The organism is Paucibacter sp. Y2R2-4, assembly GCF_025717535.1.
GTDB lineage: Bacteria > Pseudomonadota > Gammaproteobacteria > Burkholderiales > Burkholderiaceae_C > Paucibacter_A.
The window spans coordinates 908125-924419 of the sequence record NZ_JAJIRO010000002.1 but is presented as its reverse complement, the minus strand read 5'-3'; the positions used below and the strand labels follow the sequence as shown (position 1 = coordinate 924419).

Here is a 16295-nt window from a genome sequence, read left to right as displayed (position 1 = left end):
TAGGACCTTTTGACTCCATGACCGCCGTCGCTCGCAACCAGGCCATGGCCGCACAGGCACGGCGCATCTACGTCGAGGCGCTGGTGCAGGGCATGGTGGGCCTGGGGCAGGCGATCAATGAGGCGGCCGCTCAACTGCTGTTGCAGTCGGCCGAGTACGCAGTGATGGTGGCACGCCGGGACGGTGTGCAATCCTGGAATCGCCATGGCCCGGCCTGGCAGGCGGGCGTGATCAGCGGCCTGCGCCACGCGGCCGTCTACGGCATCATCGACAGCCATGGCGCCAGCACGCATGCTGCTGGCTCAGCGGTGGCTGCCGAGCCCACCACCAGCAAGATGATGGCCTTGGTGGACGATGACATCATCGAACGCGAGATCACCGCCTCGCGCCTGGCCTTGGCCATGATGGACAAAGCCACCTGGGAATTCACCGATCTGCGCACTCGCTTGCAGCAGTTGGAGCAGCAGGACGATTTGCCGGCGCAAGACCTCTTGCGCGCCAATGTGGTGGCCAAGCTGGTGCTGGATGCCTGGACGCGTAGCGGCCTCAGCACCTCCGACTGGCAGATGCTGCGCAATGAACTGCATGAGGAGTTCGCTCAGATTCTGGGCGAGGCCTACCACGAAGTGAACCGCTGGCTCTTGGCCCAGGCGGTCTTGCCCGAAGTGGACTTGCGCCCCTTTATCCGCCGCTCGGGCCATGGAGGCAGCGCCGCCAATGCCAGTGCCGCCAGCGATGGCAGCGAGGTGCCTTCTCGGCTGGCGGGTCAGATTCGCGGCAGCTCGGGGCTGTCGGGCATGCCCAGCGGTGCGCCAAGCTCAGCTCGCAGTCCGGTCAGTAGCCAAGCCGAAGAGGTCTTGCATCTGCTGCAGAAAATTGTCGGCAGCCAGGTGCCTTCCTTCGCGGCGACGCGCTTGGACCCCACCCGGGCTGCTACCGGCCTGATGGGCGCGGCCACAGCGCGGCCCACGGGGATGCGCTTGTCGGCGGCCATCAAGCATGCGCAAGAAACGCTGCGCGCCCCGGCCGCGAGCGCCTTGGCGGGCGACAACGCTGAAATGGCGGCGCCGCAGTTGCTGGAGGACTTGCGGGCGCGCAATCAAGCCTTCAAACAGGTGCTCAAGCAGGCCGCCGATTCGCCGGCCGAACGCGCCACCATCGAGTTGGTGGCCATGATGTTCCAGAGCATCTTGATGGAAGAGCGCATTCCCGCCTCGGTGCGGGTCTGGTTTGCGCGATTGCAGATGCCGGTCTTGCGGGTCGCAGTCAGCGAGCCCGACTTTTTCGCCACCACCGACCATCCCGCTCGCCAGTTGATCGACCGCATGGGCTCTTGCGTGATGGGTTTCAGCGCCGGCAGCAATGCGGGCGCCAGCGCCGGAGGTGGCGATCCGCTGGAGCGTGAAATCAAGCGGGTGGTGCAGGTGGTCGAGGCTTATCCCGACACCGGGCGGCGCGTCTTCCAAACGGTGCTGACCGAGTTCGCCAAATTCCTCGACAACTATTTCGAGCATGAGAATCAGGCCAGCCGCCTGGGCGTCTCTCTGGCTCAGCAGGTCGAGCAGCGGGAGACGCTGGCGATTCAGTACACCATCGAGCTGCGCAAGATGCTCAATGCCGTGCCGGTGCAAGACGGTGTGCGCGAGTTCTTGTTCCATGTTTGGGCCGATGTCTTGGCCGTGGCTGCGGTGCGCGACGGTGCTCAGTCCGAGGCCACGCGGCTGATGAAGCGAGCGGCGGCGGACTTGATCTGGTCGGCCAGCGCCAAGGTCTCGCGCGAAGAGCGTGCCGAAGTCATCCGCCGCTTGCCGCCGCTGCTGAAAACATTGCGCGACGGCATGGGCCAAGCCGGGCTGGCGGCCGAGAAGCAGGACGAACAAATCCGCGTGCTCAATAACGCGCTGGCGGCGGCCTTCACCGCCAAGAGCGCAGAGATTCCGCGCGAGCGTTTGGACGAGTTGATGGATCAGCTCGAAACGCTGGAAGCCATGCTGCCCGAGGGCGATGGCGAGATCAATATCGACGAAGGCTTGGTGCGCGATCTGTCAGGCCATGAGTCCGAGGGCATGGAAGTGGTGGCCGAGGGCGGCTCCGACCCCACCCCGGCCATGCTGGCCTGGGCGCGCGAGTTGCAGGTGGGCGGCTGGTATATGTTGGACTACCGCAATCGCAATGAGGCGGTGCAACTGGCTTGGCGCGGCACACGCAGGCAGATGGCCTTGTTCGTGACCGCCAGCGGCCGCGGCGTGCTGTTCCCGCTCAAGCGCATGGCGGCCTTCTTGCAAGCTGGCTTGCTCTTGCCGGCGCAGGATGAGTCGCTGACCGTCAAGGCCACGCGGAACGCCTTGGCCAAGCTGGATGTGGACCCCGGGCGACTGTTGAACTAGTCCTCAGACCGCGCTGGCGCGGTCGGATGGGCTCAGTGAATCAGCCGGTCTTCCGGGGCGACGAAGAGTTCGTCCAGAATCAGCGCATCGGGCTCTTCGCCCAGGCTCCAGAACACCATCAGCACAATGATCTTCAGGTCTTCCAGATCCATGGGGGCGCCCGGGATGGCCATGGCGCGGTCAATCACCATTTCGCGCATTGGCGGCGGCAAGACCCCAGCCGATTCCAGGAAGCTGATGAAACCCACCGAGGGCTCGCCCAGATGGTCCAGTTCGTTCTCGGAATAGACGCGCAGGCTCAGGCTGCCTTGCGTGCCTTGGTAGGACGCGGCGCCAGCGGCGAGACCATCCAGCCAGACCAGGGCTTCCTGGATTTCGTCGCGCTCGAAGCCAACCGCCGACAATTTACGTGTCAGCTGGGCGTGATCCGGGCAAGCGTCCGGGCGCCAATAGGTTTCGTAGAGATAGACCAGCACGTCAAACATGGGGCCATGATACCCCAGGCCCCTTCAGCCCTAAGCTCAGAAAAGCCCCGGGCCACGGGGGGAGAAGGCCCGAGTTTTCCCTGGCTAGGACGAAGCGCGGCGTTGAAAAAGCTGGCCCGGCAAGCGCGCCACCGCGCCCGCCAACTCAAGTTCCAACAAAAAAGTATTCAGCTCGGCCACCGGCCAGCCGCCGCGTTGTTGCAAGCTGTCGAGAGAGATCGGATCAAAGCCCATCAGCCGCAAGACCTGCTGATGTTGGGCTGATGTATCGGAGCCTACTTCCGGCTGACTGGCGCCTGGACGCGTCGTGCGACTCAAGGGCGGCAGTTCTTCCAGTACGTCTTGTGCGTTCTCGACCAGCTTGGCGCCTTGTCGTATCAAGGCATGGCAGCCCCGGCTGAGACTGGAATGGATGGAGCCAGGAATGGCAAAGACTTCCCGTCCGGCCTCGCTGGCCAAACGGGCCGTGATCAAAGAGCCCGATTGCAGCGCGGCCTCCACCACCAAGCAGCCTTGGCTCAAGCCGGCGATGATGCGGTTGCGGCGCGGAAAGTTGGGGGGCAGGGGTGGTGTGCCCAGGGCGTACTCGCTGACCAAGAGGCCTTGCTCGATCACCATCTGGCCCAGTTTACGATGCCGACTCGGGTAGATGCAGTCCAAGCCGGTGCCCAGCACGGCGATGGTCTTGCCTTCGCCCCTCAAGGCGCCCTCATGCGCGGCGCCGTCAACGCCCAAAGCCAGGCCAGACACAATGCATAGGCCGGCCTCGCATGGATGGAGCCAGGAATGGCAAAGACTTCCCGTCCGGCCTCGCTGGCCAAACGGGCCGTGATCAAAGAGCCCGATTGCAGCGCGGCCTCCACCACCAAGCAGCCTTGGCTCAAGCCGGCGATGATGCGGTTGCGGCGCGGAAAGTTGGGGGGCAGGGGTGGTGTGCCCAGGGCGTACTCGCTGACCAAGAGGCCTTGCTCGATCACCATCTGGCCCAGTTTACGATGCCGACTCGGGTAGATGCAGTCCAAGCCGGTGCCCAGCACGGCGATGGTCTTGCCTTCGCCCCTCAAGGCGCCCTCATGCGCGGCGCCGTCAACGCCCAAAGCCAGGCCAGACACAATGCATAGGCCGGCCTCGCTCAGTTCTTGCGCGAAATGGCGAGCGTTGTCGCGGCCTTGGGCTGTTGGGCTGCGGCTGCCCACAATGGCCAAGCTGGGCTGGGTCAGTAGCGCTCGTCGCCCCTGCAGATACAGCAAGAGCGGCGGGTCAGCGGTTTGCAGCAAGGCCTCGGGGTAGTCGGGGTCGCCCAGCAAGAGCAGATCGCGTCCTTCGCCGGCTTGCAGCCAAGCCCAGGTCTTTTCTAGCTGTTGGTCGATGTTGGGTGGCGGCGTGCTCAGGGCTGTGATTTGGCTGATGTTCAGCAGGACTTGCCAGTCCTGACCTGGGGCCTCAAAAACGGCCTGCGGCGAGCCAAAGCAGTGGAGCAGGCGGCGCGCGCTTTCCAAGCCGATGCTGGGTGTTTCCAGCAATCGCAGCCAAGCGCCGAGTTCTTCAAAGGCCAGCATTGCTCAACAAGCTTGGCCCGAGGGATTCAGGGCTGAGTGAACTTATCCCCGGCCCGCACCGGGTCCTTGACCGAAATGATCAAGGCATAGGAGACCCGTGCATACACCTGGAACACGAAGAGCACGCCGTGGCGTTCGTCCGGCAGCTTCATTTCCTCGCGCTTTTCGCTGGTGCTGTCGATGACGCGGCGGCCTTGCTGCCACAGGGCCAGCACATGGCCGCGCTCCATGCCGTCGTTCTTGCCGCGGTTCAAAGCCACGATCTGGTTTTGGCCGGCATTCAGGCCATCGCCATAAATGGAAATGATCTGCCCGCTGATCGGCGTTGCCGGCGCATGCGGCACATAGCGTGAGAAGCTGCGCGGTGGAGTCGGAGACAGGCGGTCACCGACGCCGATTTCTTGGCGCACGGTTTTGATCCGCACGGTGGCGGGTACGATTTCGGATTTGCCGTCCGGCAGTTGCTGGCTTTGGTCGGCGCGAATCAAATCTGCGGTACCGAGATAGGGCGCCTCATAACCGAGAATTTCCCGGGTGCTGGGGTCCACCAAGGGCCGGGTATTGCGGAAGACGCGGAACTCTGAGCTCTGCCCAAATTCACCGCGCACATAGGCCAGATCGCCGCGCGAGAGCAAGACGTGACCCTCGGGCGTGGCAACGATGCGCGGCGCGCGAGCCAGCTCATCGCTGTCAAACACCACCGCGTCGTTCAAGAAGGGCTCGATCAGATTCAGCGGAATGGCCGCAATGCCGTTTTCATCCGTCGGAGAGACGCGGATGCGCGGCGATAGCTTGCCGTCCTCGCCAAGCGCTGCAGCGCTGGCACCCGTCAAAGGCCGGGCCAATTGCAGCTGTGCTCGCCCATCTACCTTCACCAAGACCAACATTTGGCCGGGGTAGATCAGGTGCGGGTTGGCAATTTGCTCGCGGTTCATGCCCCAGAGCTCGGGCCAGCGCCAGGGGCTTTTGAGGAAGAGCTTGGAGATGTCCCACAGCGTGTCGCCGCGTTTGACGGTGTAAGACTCGGGCGCATCGGCGGCCAACTCGCTCAAGGGCACGCCGGCTTGCGCGACCTGGGCGGCGGTGGCACGCTGCTTTTCAGTGATGGGGTAAGTGCTCGTCTGGGCCTGGCTGGCGGTGCTCAGCAAGGACAGGGCCAGAGGAAGGGCCGCCATGACGAGCTGCAGGCGCGCCGCCGAGTTGCGACGCAGGGGCAGATTCTTCGGGCATTCACAAAAAGGCATCGAGCACTCTCTAAAGCCGCGGGAGGCGGCCTGCTGGGTCGTTTGGGCGCTCGGTCGGCGAGAACCGGGCGCGTTGGATGTCAAAAAGGGCGCCCGCTTTGGGCTGCAGTCCACCGGGTTTTGCCACTTCGGCGAAAATCCCCCTGGGTCGCGACGATTTTGCCCCCAAAAACAGGGCGTCGCAACGAACATAACGGGGGCTTTCACCCCTCTTGCAAGCACTTACAAACAGGCGTTGTGCCGAGTCCACAGCGCGAGAGCCATGGCGAAACTGAATATTCTTCGATACCCCGACCCGCGTCTGCACACCGTGGCCAAGCCCGTGGCGCAAGTGGATGAGCGCATCCGTCAACTGGTCGACGACATGCTGGAGACCATGTATGCGGCCGAAGGCGTTGGCCTGGCTGCCAGCCAGGTTGATGTGCATGAGCGCGTGGTGGTGATCGACACCTCCGAAGAGCGCGACACGCCCCGCGTCTTGATCAACCCGGAATTGGTCAAGACCAGCGCCGAGTTCACCGAAGGCGAAGAGGGCTGCCTTTCGGTGCCGCAGATTTACGACAAAATCCCGCGCCACTCGCGGGTGACGGTGCGCGCGCTCGACCGCGAGGGCAAGACCTATGAGTTTGACGCCGAAGGTCTGCTGGCGGTTTGCGTCCAGCATGAGATGGATCACTTGATGGGCAAGGTCTTTGTCGAGTACCTGAGCCCGCTCAAGCGCGAGCGCATCAAGACCAAGATGATCAAGAAGACCCGGGAAGAAGAGGGTCGCAAGCGCTGAAGCCCGCGGCGCCACTCGGCGCCTCTTGGAGCCTCTTGGGGTCAGGTCTTGTCTGACTGCTTGTTGGCTCGCGTGTTTGCTTGACTGAAGGTATCCATGACTGAATCCTTGCGTGTCGTTTTTGCCGGCACCCCCGAGTTCGCGGCCTCCGCCTTGGCGGCTTTGTTGCAAGCGGGCTTTAGCGTGCCGCTGGTGCTGAGCCAGCCGGACCGCCCGGCCGGGCGCGGCATGAAGCTGCAGGCTTCACCGGTCAAACAACTGGCGCTTCACCATGGCATCGTAGTCGCGCAGCCGCAGAGCTTACGGCTGGACGGCAAGTACCCCGACGAAGCGGCTGCCGCTCGCCAAGCCTTGCTCGATGCGCGGGCCGATGTGATGGTGGTGGCCGCCTATGGCCTGATCTTGCCGCAATGGGTTTTGGACTTGCCTCGCTTGGGTTGCCTGAATATCCACGCCTCATTGCTGCCGCGCTGGCGCGGTGCCGCGCCTATCCACCGGGCCATTGAGGCCGGCGACGCTGAGACTGGTATCACCATCATGCAGATGGACGCGGGCTTGGACACCGGCGATATGTTGCTGATCGAAGCCCTGCCGATTGCCGCCGATGACACGACCACCCGTTTGCATGACAAGCTTGCCAGTCTGGGCGGCCGGATGATTGTGCAAGCGCTGCAGCGTGTTGCGCGTAGCGAGCTGAAGGCGACAGTGCAGCCGGCTGAGGGCGTCTGCTACGCCCACAAGATCGAAAAGGCCGAAGCGCAAATTGACTGGCAGCAGGACGCGGCTCAGATTGCTCGACGCCTACGCGCCTTTGATCCCTTCCCGGGCGGGCTGAGCAGCTTGGGCGGCGAGCCCATCAAATGCTGGCAGGGCGATTGCGTGGCGGATTCAGGCCTGGGCGGCGCGCCGGGTACGGTCTTGCGGGTCGATGAAGCCGGCGTGCTGGTGGCCTGCGGCCAGCAGGCCTTGCGACTGACTGAGTTGCAGCGCGCCGGTGGCAAGCGCCTGCCCGCCGCAGCCTTTTTGCAGTCGAGGCCAATTCAAGTGGGCGACCGTTTCGGCGCTTGAGCCAGGCCCGCCGGGCCGGCCCGGCTTGAAAATCAGCCCGGTCGACCCGATGTGATGTTTCGTTATCATCAGCCGCGCACCGAGTCAGTGCGCGAAAGAGTGACGGAGAGACTTGCATGTTCAATTTGATGAAGACGGCCATCCTGATGGCGGCGATCACCGCGCTGTTCATGGTGCTGGGCCGCATGATCGGCGGGCAGAGCGGCATGCTGCTGGCGCTGCTGGTCGCCTTGGGCATGAATTTCTTCAGCTACTGGTACTCCGACAAGATGGTGCTGAAGATGTACAAGGCACGCGAGGTCGATGAGACCTCGGCGCCGCAGTACTACGCCATGGTCAAGGAGTTGGCCGCCAAGGCCCAGCTGCCAATGCCGCGCGTCTACATCATTGACGAAGACGCCCCGAATGCCTTTGCCACCGGGCGCAACCCCGAGAACGCCGCCGTGGCGGCCACCACCGGCATCATGCGGGTGCTGTCTGCGGCCGAGTTGCGCGGCGTGATGGCGCACGAACTGGCCCATGTGAAACACCGCGACATCTTGATCAGCACCGTCAGCGCCACCATGGCTGGCGCGATCTCCATGCTGGCCAATTTCGCCATGTTTTTTGGGGGCCGCGACAGCGAGGGCCGCAGCCACAACCCCATCGTCGGCATCTTGGTGGCGATGTTGGCGCCTTTGGCGGCCAGCGTCATCCAGATGGCGATCAGCCGCGCGCGTGAATTTGAAGCCGACCGTGGCGGCGCCGAGGTTTCGGGCGACCCCCAGGCGCTGGCCTCCGCCTTGACCAAGATTCACAATTTCGCCCAGCGTATTCCGATGGATGGCGCCGAGCGCCACCCCGAGACAGCGCAGATGATGATCATGAATCCGCTCTCCGGCAAAGGCCTTGCAGGCTTGTTCAGCACCCACCCGGCCACCGAGGAGCGCGTGGCCCGGCTGATGGCCATGAGCGCAGCGAATCCAGGCGGGCGCTGAGTGAACTCGAAACCCACTCAAGGGACAAGGCTTCACGCCGATATCACTGCCATGAGAAATCAGGCCATTCCATCCATTCCCGCGTCGCTCTTGCTGGCGATGGCGGCGCTGCTGTCGGGCTGTGAGCAGCTGGGAATTGAAGATCCGGCCAAGGTGCAGGCCACCAAAGAGGCCGAGGGCAAGGCCATCGGAAGCGCCTGCCGGCATGCCTTGCGCGCCATTGAAGACTGCTATGTGCTCAACCCCAAGGCGCACAAGGCGGCTGTTTTCAATGGCTGGAAGGAGATGGACGAGTACATGCGCGAGAACAAAATCGAGGGCGTAGCCCCGGTGGTGCCGCGTCCCTCGACCGTCAAGCCCAAGGCCGATGAAGAAGAGGAAGATCCGCCCAAGTCGAAAGAGGGCGCCAAGGACGGTGCCAAAGAGGGCGCCAAGGACAGCAAGGCGAAGGCGGGCTCACACTAGCCTTTTCACGCCTGAGCGCTGCAAAATTTGAAGGCCACGGTGACGATTCGCCGTGGCTTTTTTGCTTTCCAGCCCTTGAACGCTGCATCCTGTCGCTCGGGCTTGGGCTCTGCCCGACTTCTTCGAGATGATGGCGACACTCAGCAACAAGCCCCACACCGGAGACCCCATCATGTTGAATCGTCGCATCGCTGCCCTGGCCTTGATTGGAAGCCTTTCTTTCACCGCGGGCGCACAGGCCTGGAGTTGGGGCATTTCCGAACGGGTTAAAGGCTCGGGCGAAATCAGTACCGAGACGCGTGATCTGGGCGCTTTCGACGGCATCAGCTTGGCCGGGTCTTTCAAGGTTTTGGTGCGGCAAGGCCCGAGCAGCCAGATGGAGCTGAAGGCCGATAAAAACCTGTTGCCGTTGATCGAAACCCGCATCGTAGAGAGCAGCAAGGGCCGCACCCTGGAGATCTCGCCGAAGAAGGGCTATAGCTTTTCCACCAAAACCGAGCCGCAAATCACGCTTGAGGTCGCGCAGCTGCGCAAGATTGCGATTGCCGGCTCGGGCGATATCCGGGTCGAGGCGATGAAGACCCCGTCGGTGGACATCAGCATTGCCGGCTCGGGTGATGTCGATCTGGTGGACATGAGCAGCGACCGTCTGGGCCTGCAAGTCAGTGGCAGCGGCGATGTCAAGGCGCGCGGCCGGACCGGCAGCCTGAGTCTGTCGGTGGCGGGTTCGGGTGATGTGCATGCCCGCGAATTGCAGGCGGATGAAGTTCGGGCCAGCATCGCCGGCAGCGGCAGTGCCACCGTTCATGCGGTCAAGACCTTGAAGATTTCGATCGCGGGCTCGGGCGATATCGCCTACTTGGGTTCGCCCCAGGTCAGCAGCTCGGTGGCGGGGCACGGCAATATCACCAAGCTGAACTGAAGCAAGCCGCTTCACTCGACCGGGCGCAGGGCGCCCCCGGATGTACCCGCGAGACGCGGGCGCGACAGGGGCGTTCTTGGCATCCAGCGACAATCGCTCCATGAGCAGTTCTATCGCGGCGACTTGGCGCCATCCTGAATTCAAGAATGCCGCCCGCGAAATGATGGGCATCGGCCTGGGCATCTCCGCCTGGGGCTTGGTGACCGGCGTGGCCATGGTCAAGAGCGGCCTGTCGGTGCCTTTGGCGCTGTTGATGAGCTTGGTGGTGTTCGCTGGCAGCTCTCAGCTGGCGGCCTTGCCCTTGCTGGCCAGCGGCGCGCCGATGTGGGTGCTGTGGGCCACGGCCTTTTGCGTCAATCTGCGCTTTGTGATTTTCAGCGCGCAGTGGCGCATGTACTTCGGCCACTTGCCACGGCTGCAGCGCTTGAGCCTGGGCTATTTTGCGGCGGACCTGAACTACGTCGCCTTCATGCGGCGCTTTCCTGAGCCCAAACAGCAGGCCAGCGATCAACTGCCCTACTTCTGGGGCGGCGCCAGCTGGACCTGGATGTCTTGGCAAGTGCCGGCCATCATCGGCATCTTTGCGGCCGACCGAGTGCCTACCGAATGGGGCCTGGGTTTTGCCGGTGTGCTGGCGCTGCTGGGTTTGGCCCTGTCTTTGCTGAAAGATCGCAACGCCTGGGTGTCCGGCGGCGTGGCTTGCTGCGCGGCAGTGGCGGCTTACGGTTTGCCGCTGCGACTCAATATCTTGGTGGCGATTGCAGCGGCCGTGGCCGCGGGCTTGCTGATGGAGCATTGGATGCCAGAGCAGGAGGCCAAACCATGAGTGATTGGGAAATCGCACTGGGCATTGTCGGCATGGGCTTGATCACCATGATCACCCGCAGCTTCTTCATGATCCCCAAGCAAGAATTGCCCATGCCCGATTGGGCCAAACAGGGCTTGCGCTATGCACCGCTGGCGGCCCTGGCGGCGGTGATTGCCCCGGAGATCGTGATGAGCCAAGGCCATTTGATCGATACATGGAAGGACGCGCGCCTCTATGCCGCCGCGGTGGGCACCGCCTACTTCTTCTGGAAACGCGGCATTCTGGGCACCATCATCAGTGGCACGGTGGTCATGCTCGGCCTGCGTATTGGCCTGGGCTGGTAACCGGCTTGTTGCCACGATGGCCTGCGGGCCTTGGTAAGCTAGCGCTCATCGCAGCCGAGCTATGGACTGGGCTGCCCCAAATTTCCAACTCTTGATTGCTGATCCCCATGAACGTTATTCGTTTCACCGACTTGATCGCCCAGGGCAAAGTTGCCGGCCAACGCGTTTTCATCCGCGCCGATTTGAACGTGCCGCAAGACGATGCCGGCCAGATCACCGAAGACACCCGCATCCGCGCCTCCATCCCCTGCATCGAGCAAGCCTTGAAGGCCGGCGCTGCGGTGATGGTCACCTCGCATCTGGGCCGCCCGACCGAAGGCGAGTTCAAGCCGGAAGACTCGCTGGCCCCGGTGGCCAAGCGCATGGGCGAGCTGATGGGCCGCGAAGTCAAGCTGGTGGCCAATTGGGTCGACGGTGTCGCTGTGGCGCCGGGCGAGTTGGTGCTGCTGGAGAACTGCCGCGTCAACAAGGGCGAAAAGAAGAACAACGAAGAGCTGGCCAAGAAGATGGCTGCACTTTGCGACATCTTCGTCAATGACGCCTTCGGCACCGCCCACCGCGCCGAAGGCACGACTTACGGCATCGCCCAATTCGCCAAGATCGCTTGCGCCGGCCCGCTGCTGGCCGCCGAGATCGACGCCATCAGCAAGGCCCTGAGCGCCCCGAAGCGCCCGCTGGTGGCCATCGTTGCGGGCTCCAAGGTGTCGACCAAGCTGACCATCCTGAAGGCCTTGTCCGAGAAGGTTGACGGCTTGATCGTCGGCGGCGGTATCGCCAACACTTTCATGCTGGCCGCTGGTTTGAAGATCGGCAAGTCGCTGGCCGAACCCGATCTGGTGGCCGAGGCTCAAGCGGTGATCGACGCGATGAAGGCGCGCGGCGCGGCCGTGCCGATCCCGGTCGATGTGGTGGTGGCCAAGCGTTTCGCTGCTGATGCCGAAGCCACCGTCAAAGACGCGGCCGATGTGGCTGAAGACGATCTGATCCTGGACATCGGCCCTAAGACTGCGGCCCTGCTGGCCGAGCAACTGAAGGCCGCCGGCACCATCGTCTGGAACGGCCCGGTCGGCGTCTTCGAGTTCGACGCCTTTGCTCATGGCACCGAGACCATTGCTCGCGCCATTGCGGCGTCCAGCGCCTTCAGCATTGCCGGAGGTGGCGACACCCTGGCCGCGATTGCCAAGTACGGCATTGAAAAAGATGTGGGCTACATCTCCACCGGCGGCGGCGCCTTCCTGGAGATCCTGGAAGGCAAGACCTTGCCGGCTTTTGAGATTCTGAGCCGCCGCGCTCAGGATGCTCAGGCCAGCTGAGCTCCTCTTGGTCGATCGGATGAATGACTCGACCCTGTGATGCCTGACGCCGCAAGAGCCTCATGATTCTTCGCCGACTCTTGTTGCTCTTGCTTTTGTCCACGCTCTTGGCGCTGTATGCCAATGAACATTGGATGCAGCGCGTCTTGCGCATTGACGCGAACTCCCAGCGGGCCGATTGGGTGGAGGCCGTCAATGACCGCGAGGACGGCGGCAATAGCGTTGGCCGTGTCGAGCGTCAGGGCTCGGGATGGGTTTTGGACTGCGACATCCAGCCCGGTTACGAGTGGCCTTTTTGCGCCCTACAGATCCAGTTGGGCGAAAAAGAGCAGGGCTTGGATCTGACTCAGTTCAACAGTCTGCGCCTTTGGTTGCGCGCCAGCGGCCCTGAGCCCAAGCAATATGTGCGGGTGTTTTTGCGCCACTTTGATCCGGCTTATGCGGGCTCGGGCAAGGAGGCAGACCTCAAGCCCCATGAGGTGGTCTACGACCCGGCGGCGCAAGCGCAGCCGGTGGAGTTCCGGCTTGAGCAATTCATGGTGGCCTCTTGGTGGGTGCAAGAACACCCCTTGCCGGTGCATCTGCTCGGCCCGCAATTGGATCGCACCGTCTACCTCACCTTAACGACTTCGGGCACCGCCCAGCCGGGGCCGCATCGCATCGAATTGGATGCGGTGGAGTTGGTCGGCGTGTGGGTCGCGCCCGCTCAGTTCCGCTTGGCCATCATTGCGGTCTGGCTGTTCAGCATGGGCGGCTTTCTGTTCTGGGATTGGCGCCGCTCGCGTCGCAAGCTGGATCAAGCACTGCGCGGCAAGCGTGAGTTGAAGCATGCCAATGCGCGCCTGAAAGCAATCTCCGGCGAGTACGAGGCCAAGGCACACCACGATGCCCTGACGGGCGTGTCGAACCGTTTGGGTCTCAAGCACGACTTGCGTTTGCTGATGCGGGCGCAGGAAGAGCAGATGTTTCCCTTGGCGGTGGTCTTCACCGATATCGATCATTTCAAGGCCATCAACGACAGCTTGGGTCACGATGCCGGGGACGAGGTGCTGAAGCAGTTCGCGCAGTGTTTGAAGACCCATATCCAGCGCGAGGACTTGTTGGCCCGCTGGGGCGGCGAGGAGTTTGTGCTGCTGATGCCTTTAACCACTGACGAAGAGGCTTTTGAGGTCGCCGAACGCTTGCGCAAGGTCTTGAGCGAGCAAAGCTGGCCGGGTGGATTGAAGGTCAGCGCCAGTTTTGGCGTTGCACTGGCCCAGCGGCACAGCGAGGGCGAAGCCGGCGTTGACGCGGCCATGCGCGCGGCTGATCAGGCCATGTACCAGGCCAAGCGCGAAGGGCGTGACCGCGTCGTTCGGGCGGGGGCCGTGGGCGATGAAGCAAACGCTCTCGCGTAGGCCTTGGGCATTCAAGACTCTGCGGTGCAGCCTCTCGCTGCGTTTCGGGTTTTGCGACGCCTGACTTGCCATCTTTGCATAACAGTTAAAGCTCCCGGCATCGGCAAGCGCTAATTGCCGATGTAACCTCCCGGAACTCAATTTTTCCTGGAGCACTGAATGAGCAATGACAAGGCTTTGCTGTCGCCGGCCGAGGCCGCCCTGCGGGATGCAGCGCGTGAATACCACCGCAGTCCCAGCCGCGGCAAGATCGCCGTCACGCCGACCAAGGCCTTGTCGAACCAGCGCGACCTCTCGCTGGCTTATTCGCCGGGTGTGGCTTATCCCTGCCTGGATATCGAGAAAGACCCCTCGCTGGCCGCCGACTACACCTCGCGCGCCAATCTGGTCGGCGTGATCACTAATGGCACGGCCGTGCTGGGTCTGGGCGATATCGGCCCCCTGGCTGCCAAGCCGGTGATGGAAGGCAAGGGCTGCTTGTTCAAGAAGTTCGCCGGCATCGATGTGTTCGACATCGAACTGGCCGAGCGCGACCCCGACAAGTTGGTCGACATCATTGCCGCCATGGAGCCGACCCTGGGCGGTGTGAACCTGGAAGACATCAAGGCGCCCGAGTGCTTCTACATCGAGAAGAAGCTCAAGGAGCGCATGAACATCCCGGTCTTCCATGACGACCAGCATGGCACGGCCATCATCTCCAGCGCCGCGCTGCTGAACGGCTTGGAATTGGTGGGCAAGGACATCGCCGCCGTCAAGCTGGCCGTGTCCGGCGCGGGCGCGGCGGCGATTGCTTGCCTGGATGTGATGGTGGGCCTGGGCGTCAAGCGCGAGAACATTTTTGTCTGCGACTCCAAGGGTGTGATCCACGCCGAGCGTGAGGACGCCAAGGCCGGCAAGCTGGATGAATCGAAGCAGCGCTATTGCCAGACCACGGCCTCGCGCACGCTGGCCGATGTGGTCAATGGCGCCGATGTGTTCCTGGGCTGCTCGGCCGCCGGCGTGCTCACGGCCGAGATGGTCAAGACCATGGCCGCCAGCCCCATCATCTTGGCCCTGGCCAATCCCGAACCCGAGATCCGCCCCGAGCTGGCCAAGGCCGTGCGCCCGGATTGCATCATCGCCACCGGCCGCTCGGACTACCCGAACCAGGTCAACAACGTCCTGTGCTTCCCCTACATCTTCCGTGGCGCGCTGGACTGCGGCGCCAGCAAGATCACCGAGGAAATGAAGCTGGCCTGCGTGCGAGAGATTGCCGCCCTGGCCAAGGCCGAGACCAGCGATGAAGTCGCGGCCGCCTATGCCGGTGAAGAGCTGCACTTTGGCCCCGACTATCTGATCCCCAAGCCTTTTGATGCTCGCTTGATTCTGCGCATCGCACCGGCCGTGGCCCAGGCCGCCGCCGACTCCGGTGTGGCCGAGCGCCCGATCACGGACATGGCCGCTTACCGCCAGTCGCTGGAGCGCTACGTTTACCAAACCGGCATGTTCATGCGCCCGGTGTTCACGGCGGCCAAGGCCAACCCGGCCCGCGTGATCTACGCCGAGGGCGAGGACGAGCGCGTGCTGCGCGCGGTGCAGGTGGCGCTGGACGAAGGCATCGTCAAGCCGACGCTGATTGGCCGCCCGGAGGTCATCGCCAGCCGCATTGAGCGCGCCGGCCTGCGTTTGAAGCTGGGTGAGGATGTGGCCATCATCGACCCGAGCAACGACGCGCGCTTCCGTCAGTACTGGGAGGCGTATCACCAGGTCATGGGCCGCCAGGGCGTGACGCCCGAGATGGCCAAGGCCGCCGTGCGCCGCTCGGCCACCACCATTGGCGCCCTGGCCATCAAGCTCGGCGATGCCGACGCCATGATCTGCGGCATGGTGGGTCGCTTTGACAACCACCTGGAGCATGTGTCTGACCTGATCGGCCTGAAGCCCGGCGCGCGCAATTTCGCCACCATGAATGCGCTGATGCTGGACGAGCACACGCTCTTCCTGACCGACACCTTCGTCAACGACCAGCCCGATGCCGAGCAACTGGCCGAGATCGCCGCCATGGCGGCCGACGAGGTGCGCCGCTTCGGCCTGCCGCCCAAGCTGGCTTTTGTGTCGCACTCGATGTTCGGCTCCAGCAAGCGGCCGTCGGCGGTGAAGATGCGCCGCGCCCGTGAGCTCTTCACCCAGCATGCACCCGACGTCGAGTGCGATGGCGAAATGCACGGCGATGCCGCCCTGTCGGAATCGGTGCGCAACACCTTCTTGCCCGACAGCACGCTGAAGGGCGCGGCCAATCTCTTGGTGCTGCCTTCGCTGGACGCCGCCAACATCCTCTTCAATGTCTTGAAGGTGACGGCCGGCAAGGGCGTGACCGTGGGCCCCATCCTGCTCGGCACCGCCGCGCCGGTGCACATCCTGACGCCCTCGGCCACGGTGCGTCGCATCGTCAATATGACGGCGCTGGCGGTGGCCGATGTCTTGGCCGCCAAAGGCTGAGTTTTCTCGCGCGCTGCAGTAACTCTCTGAAACTTATGGCCCTCGGTGGGGGCCATAATCAAAGCCT

13 protein-coding genes and 2 pseudogenes are annotated in these 16295 nt (G+C 63.4%); 11 read left to right on the top strand and 4 right to left on the bottom strand.

Going from position 1 to position 16295, the window contains the following annotated elements; genetic code table 11:
- Positions 1-17 precede the first annotated feature (17 nt).
- A complete protein-coding gene (locus LNV06_RS10955; RefSeq protein WP_263538275.1) occupies positions 18-2387 on the top strand; it encodes a DUF1631 family protein in 2370 nt (789 codons plus the stop codon).
- A gap of 32 nt (positions 2388-2419) precedes the next feature.
- On the opposite strand, the gene LNV06_RS10950 is transcribed toward LNV06_RS10955, so the two are convergent.
- From LNV06_RS10950 to LNV06_RS10935, 4 genes and pseudogenes are all read right to left on the bottom strand, one after another.
- Positions 2420-2872: a Smg family protein gene (locus tag LNV06_RS10950; RefSeq protein WP_263538274.1), complete on the bottom strand. Its 453-nt coding sequence runs from the start codon at positions 2870-2872 to the stop codon at positions 2420-2422.
- Positions 2873-2956: 84 nt separating this feature from the next.
- Positions 2957-3637, bottom strand: a pseudogene (dprA, locus tag LNV06_RS10945) (DNA-processing protein DprA); the annotation flags it as partial.
- 2 nt (positions 3638-3639) lie between these two features.
- A pseudogene (dprA, locus tag LNV06_RS10940) lies at positions 3640-4431 on the bottom strand (DNA-processing protein DprA); the annotation flags it as partial.
- A 26-nt stretch (positions 4432-4457) separates the two neighbouring features.
- On the bottom strand, positions 4458-5675 hold the full coding sequence (locus tag LNV06_RS10935; RefSeq protein WP_263538273.1) for a LysM peptidoglycan-binding domain-containing protein: 1218 nt from the start codon (positions 5673-5675) through the stop codon (positions 4458-4460).
- A 262-nt stretch (positions 5676-5937) separates the two neighbouring features.
- Here LNV06_RS10935 and def point away from each other — a divergent pair, with 262 nt between their 5' ends.
- The 10 genes from def (at position 5938) to LNV06_RS10885 (ending at position 16228) form a co-directional block, all read left to right on the top strand.
- On the top strand, positions 5938-6456 hold the full coding sequence (gene def, locus LNV06_RS10930) for a peptide deformylase (RefSeq protein ID WP_263538272.1): 519 nt from the start codon (positions 5938-5940) through the stop codon (positions 6454-6456).
- A 108-nt stretch (positions 6457-6564) separates the two neighbouring features.
- Positions 6565-7524, top strand: coding sequence for a methionyl-tRNA formyltransferase (fmt, locus tag LNV06_RS10925; RefSeq protein WP_263538357.1), 960 nt, complete (start codon positions 6565-6567; stop codon positions 7522-7524).
- 116 nt (positions 7525-7640) lie between these two features.
- Entirely contained in the window at positions 7641-8501 is an 861-nt protein-coding gene (htpX, locus tag LNV06_RS10920) for a zinc metalloprotease HtpX (protein WP_263538271.1), read from the top strand.
- 51 nt (positions 8502-8552) lie between these two features.
- The gene (locus LNV06_RS10915) at positions 8553-8966 is read left to right on the top strand and encodes a hypothetical protein (protein WP_263538270.1); all 414 of its coding nucleotides are present in this window, start codon (positions 8553-8555) and stop codon (positions 8964-8966) included.
- Between the two features lie 172 nt (positions 8967-9138).
- A complete protein-coding gene (locus LNV06_RS10910; protein WP_263538269.1) occupies positions 9139-9888 on the top strand; it encodes a head GIN domain-containing protein in 750 nt (249 codons plus the stop codon).
- Positions 9889-9988: 100 nt separating this feature from the next.
- On the top strand, positions 9989-10714 hold the full coding sequence (locus LNV06_RS10905) for an AzlC family ABC transporter permease (protein WP_263538268.1): 726 nt from the start codon (positions 9989-9991) through the stop codon (positions 10712-10714).
- Positions 10711-11040, top strand: a complete 330-nt coding sequence (locus tag LNV06_RS10900; protein ID WP_263538267.1) for a branched-chain amino acid transport AzlD family protein — start codon at positions 10711-10713, stop codon at positions 11038-11040. The genes LNV06_RS10905 and LNV06_RS10900 overlap by 4 nt, the downstream gene beginning before the upstream one ends.
- A gap of 107 nt (positions 11041-11147) precedes the next feature.
- Entirely contained in the window at positions 11148-12353 is a 1206-nt protein-coding gene (locus tag LNV06_RS10895; protein WP_263538266.1) for a phosphoglycerate kinase, read from the top strand.
- Between the two features lie 62 nt (positions 12354-12415).
- On the top strand, positions 12416-13750 hold the full coding sequence (locus LNV06_RS10890) for a GGDEF domain-containing protein (RefSeq protein ID WP_263538265.1): 1335 nt from the start codon (positions 12416-12418) through the stop codon (positions 13748-13750).
- Between the two features lie 159 nt (positions 13751-13909).
- Positions 13910-16228 carry an NADP-dependent malic enzyme gene (locus LNV06_RS10885; protein ID WP_263538264.1) on the top strand — a complete coding sequence of 773 codons (2319 nt, stop codon included), beginning with the start codon at positions 13910-13912 and terminating at the stop codon, positions 16226-16228.
- The last annotated feature ends 67 nt before the right edge of the window (positions 16229-16295 follow it).

What these genes read in the sequence shown, in the direction of transcription:
- LNV06_RS10910 (WP_263538269.1), top strand. Translation starts at nt 9,139, where the DNA reads ATGTTGAATCGTCGCATCGCTGCCCTGGCCTTGATTGGAAGCCTTTCT.
- def (WP_263538272.1), top strand. Translation starts at nt 5,938, where the DNA reads ATGGCGAAACTGAATATTCTTCGATACCCCGACCCGCGTCTGCACACC.
- LNV06_RS10900 (WP_263538267.1), top strand. Translation starts at nt 10,711, where the DNA reads ATGAGTGATTGGGAAATCGCACTGGGCATTGTCGGCATGGGCTTGATC.
- LNV06_RS10935 (WP_263538273.1), bottom strand. Translation starts at nt 5,675, where the DNA reads ATGCCTTTTTGTGAATGCCCGAAGAATCTGCCCCTGCGTCGCAACTCG.
- htpX (WP_263538271.1), top strand. Translation starts at nt 7,641, where the DNA reads ATGTTCAATTTGATGAAGACGGCCATCCTGATGGCGGCGATCACCGCG.
- LNV06_RS10905 (WP_263538268.1), top strand. Translation starts at nt 9,989, where the DNA reads ATGAGCAGTTCTATCGCGGCGACTTGGCGCCATCCTGAATTCAAGAAT.
- LNV06_RS10950 (WP_263538274.1), bottom strand. Translation starts at nt 2,872, where the DNA reads ATGTTTGACGTGCTGGTCTATCTCTACGAAACCTATTGGCGCCCGGAC.
- LNV06_RS10915 (WP_263538270.1), top strand. Translation starts at nt 8,553, where the DNA reads ATGAGAAATCAGGCCATTCCATCCATTCCCGCGTCGCTCTTGCTGGCG.
- LNV06_RS10895 (WP_263538266.1), top strand. Translation starts at nt 11,148, where the DNA reads ATGAACGTTATTCGTTTCACCGACTTGATCGCCCAGGGCAAAGTTGCC.
- LNV06_RS10885 (WP_263538264.1), top strand. Translation starts at nt 13,910, where the DNA reads ATGAGCAATGACAAGGCTTTGCTGTCGCCGGCCGAGGCCGCCCTGCGG.
- LNV06_RS10955 (WP_263538275.1), top strand. Translation starts at nt 18, where the DNA reads ATGACCGCCGTCGCTCGCAACCAGGCCATGGCCGCACAGGCACGGCGC.
- LNV06_RS10890 (WP_263538265.1), top strand. Translation starts at nt 12,416, where the DNA reads ATGATTCTTCGCCGACTCTTGTTGCTCTTGCTTTTGTCCACGCTCTTG.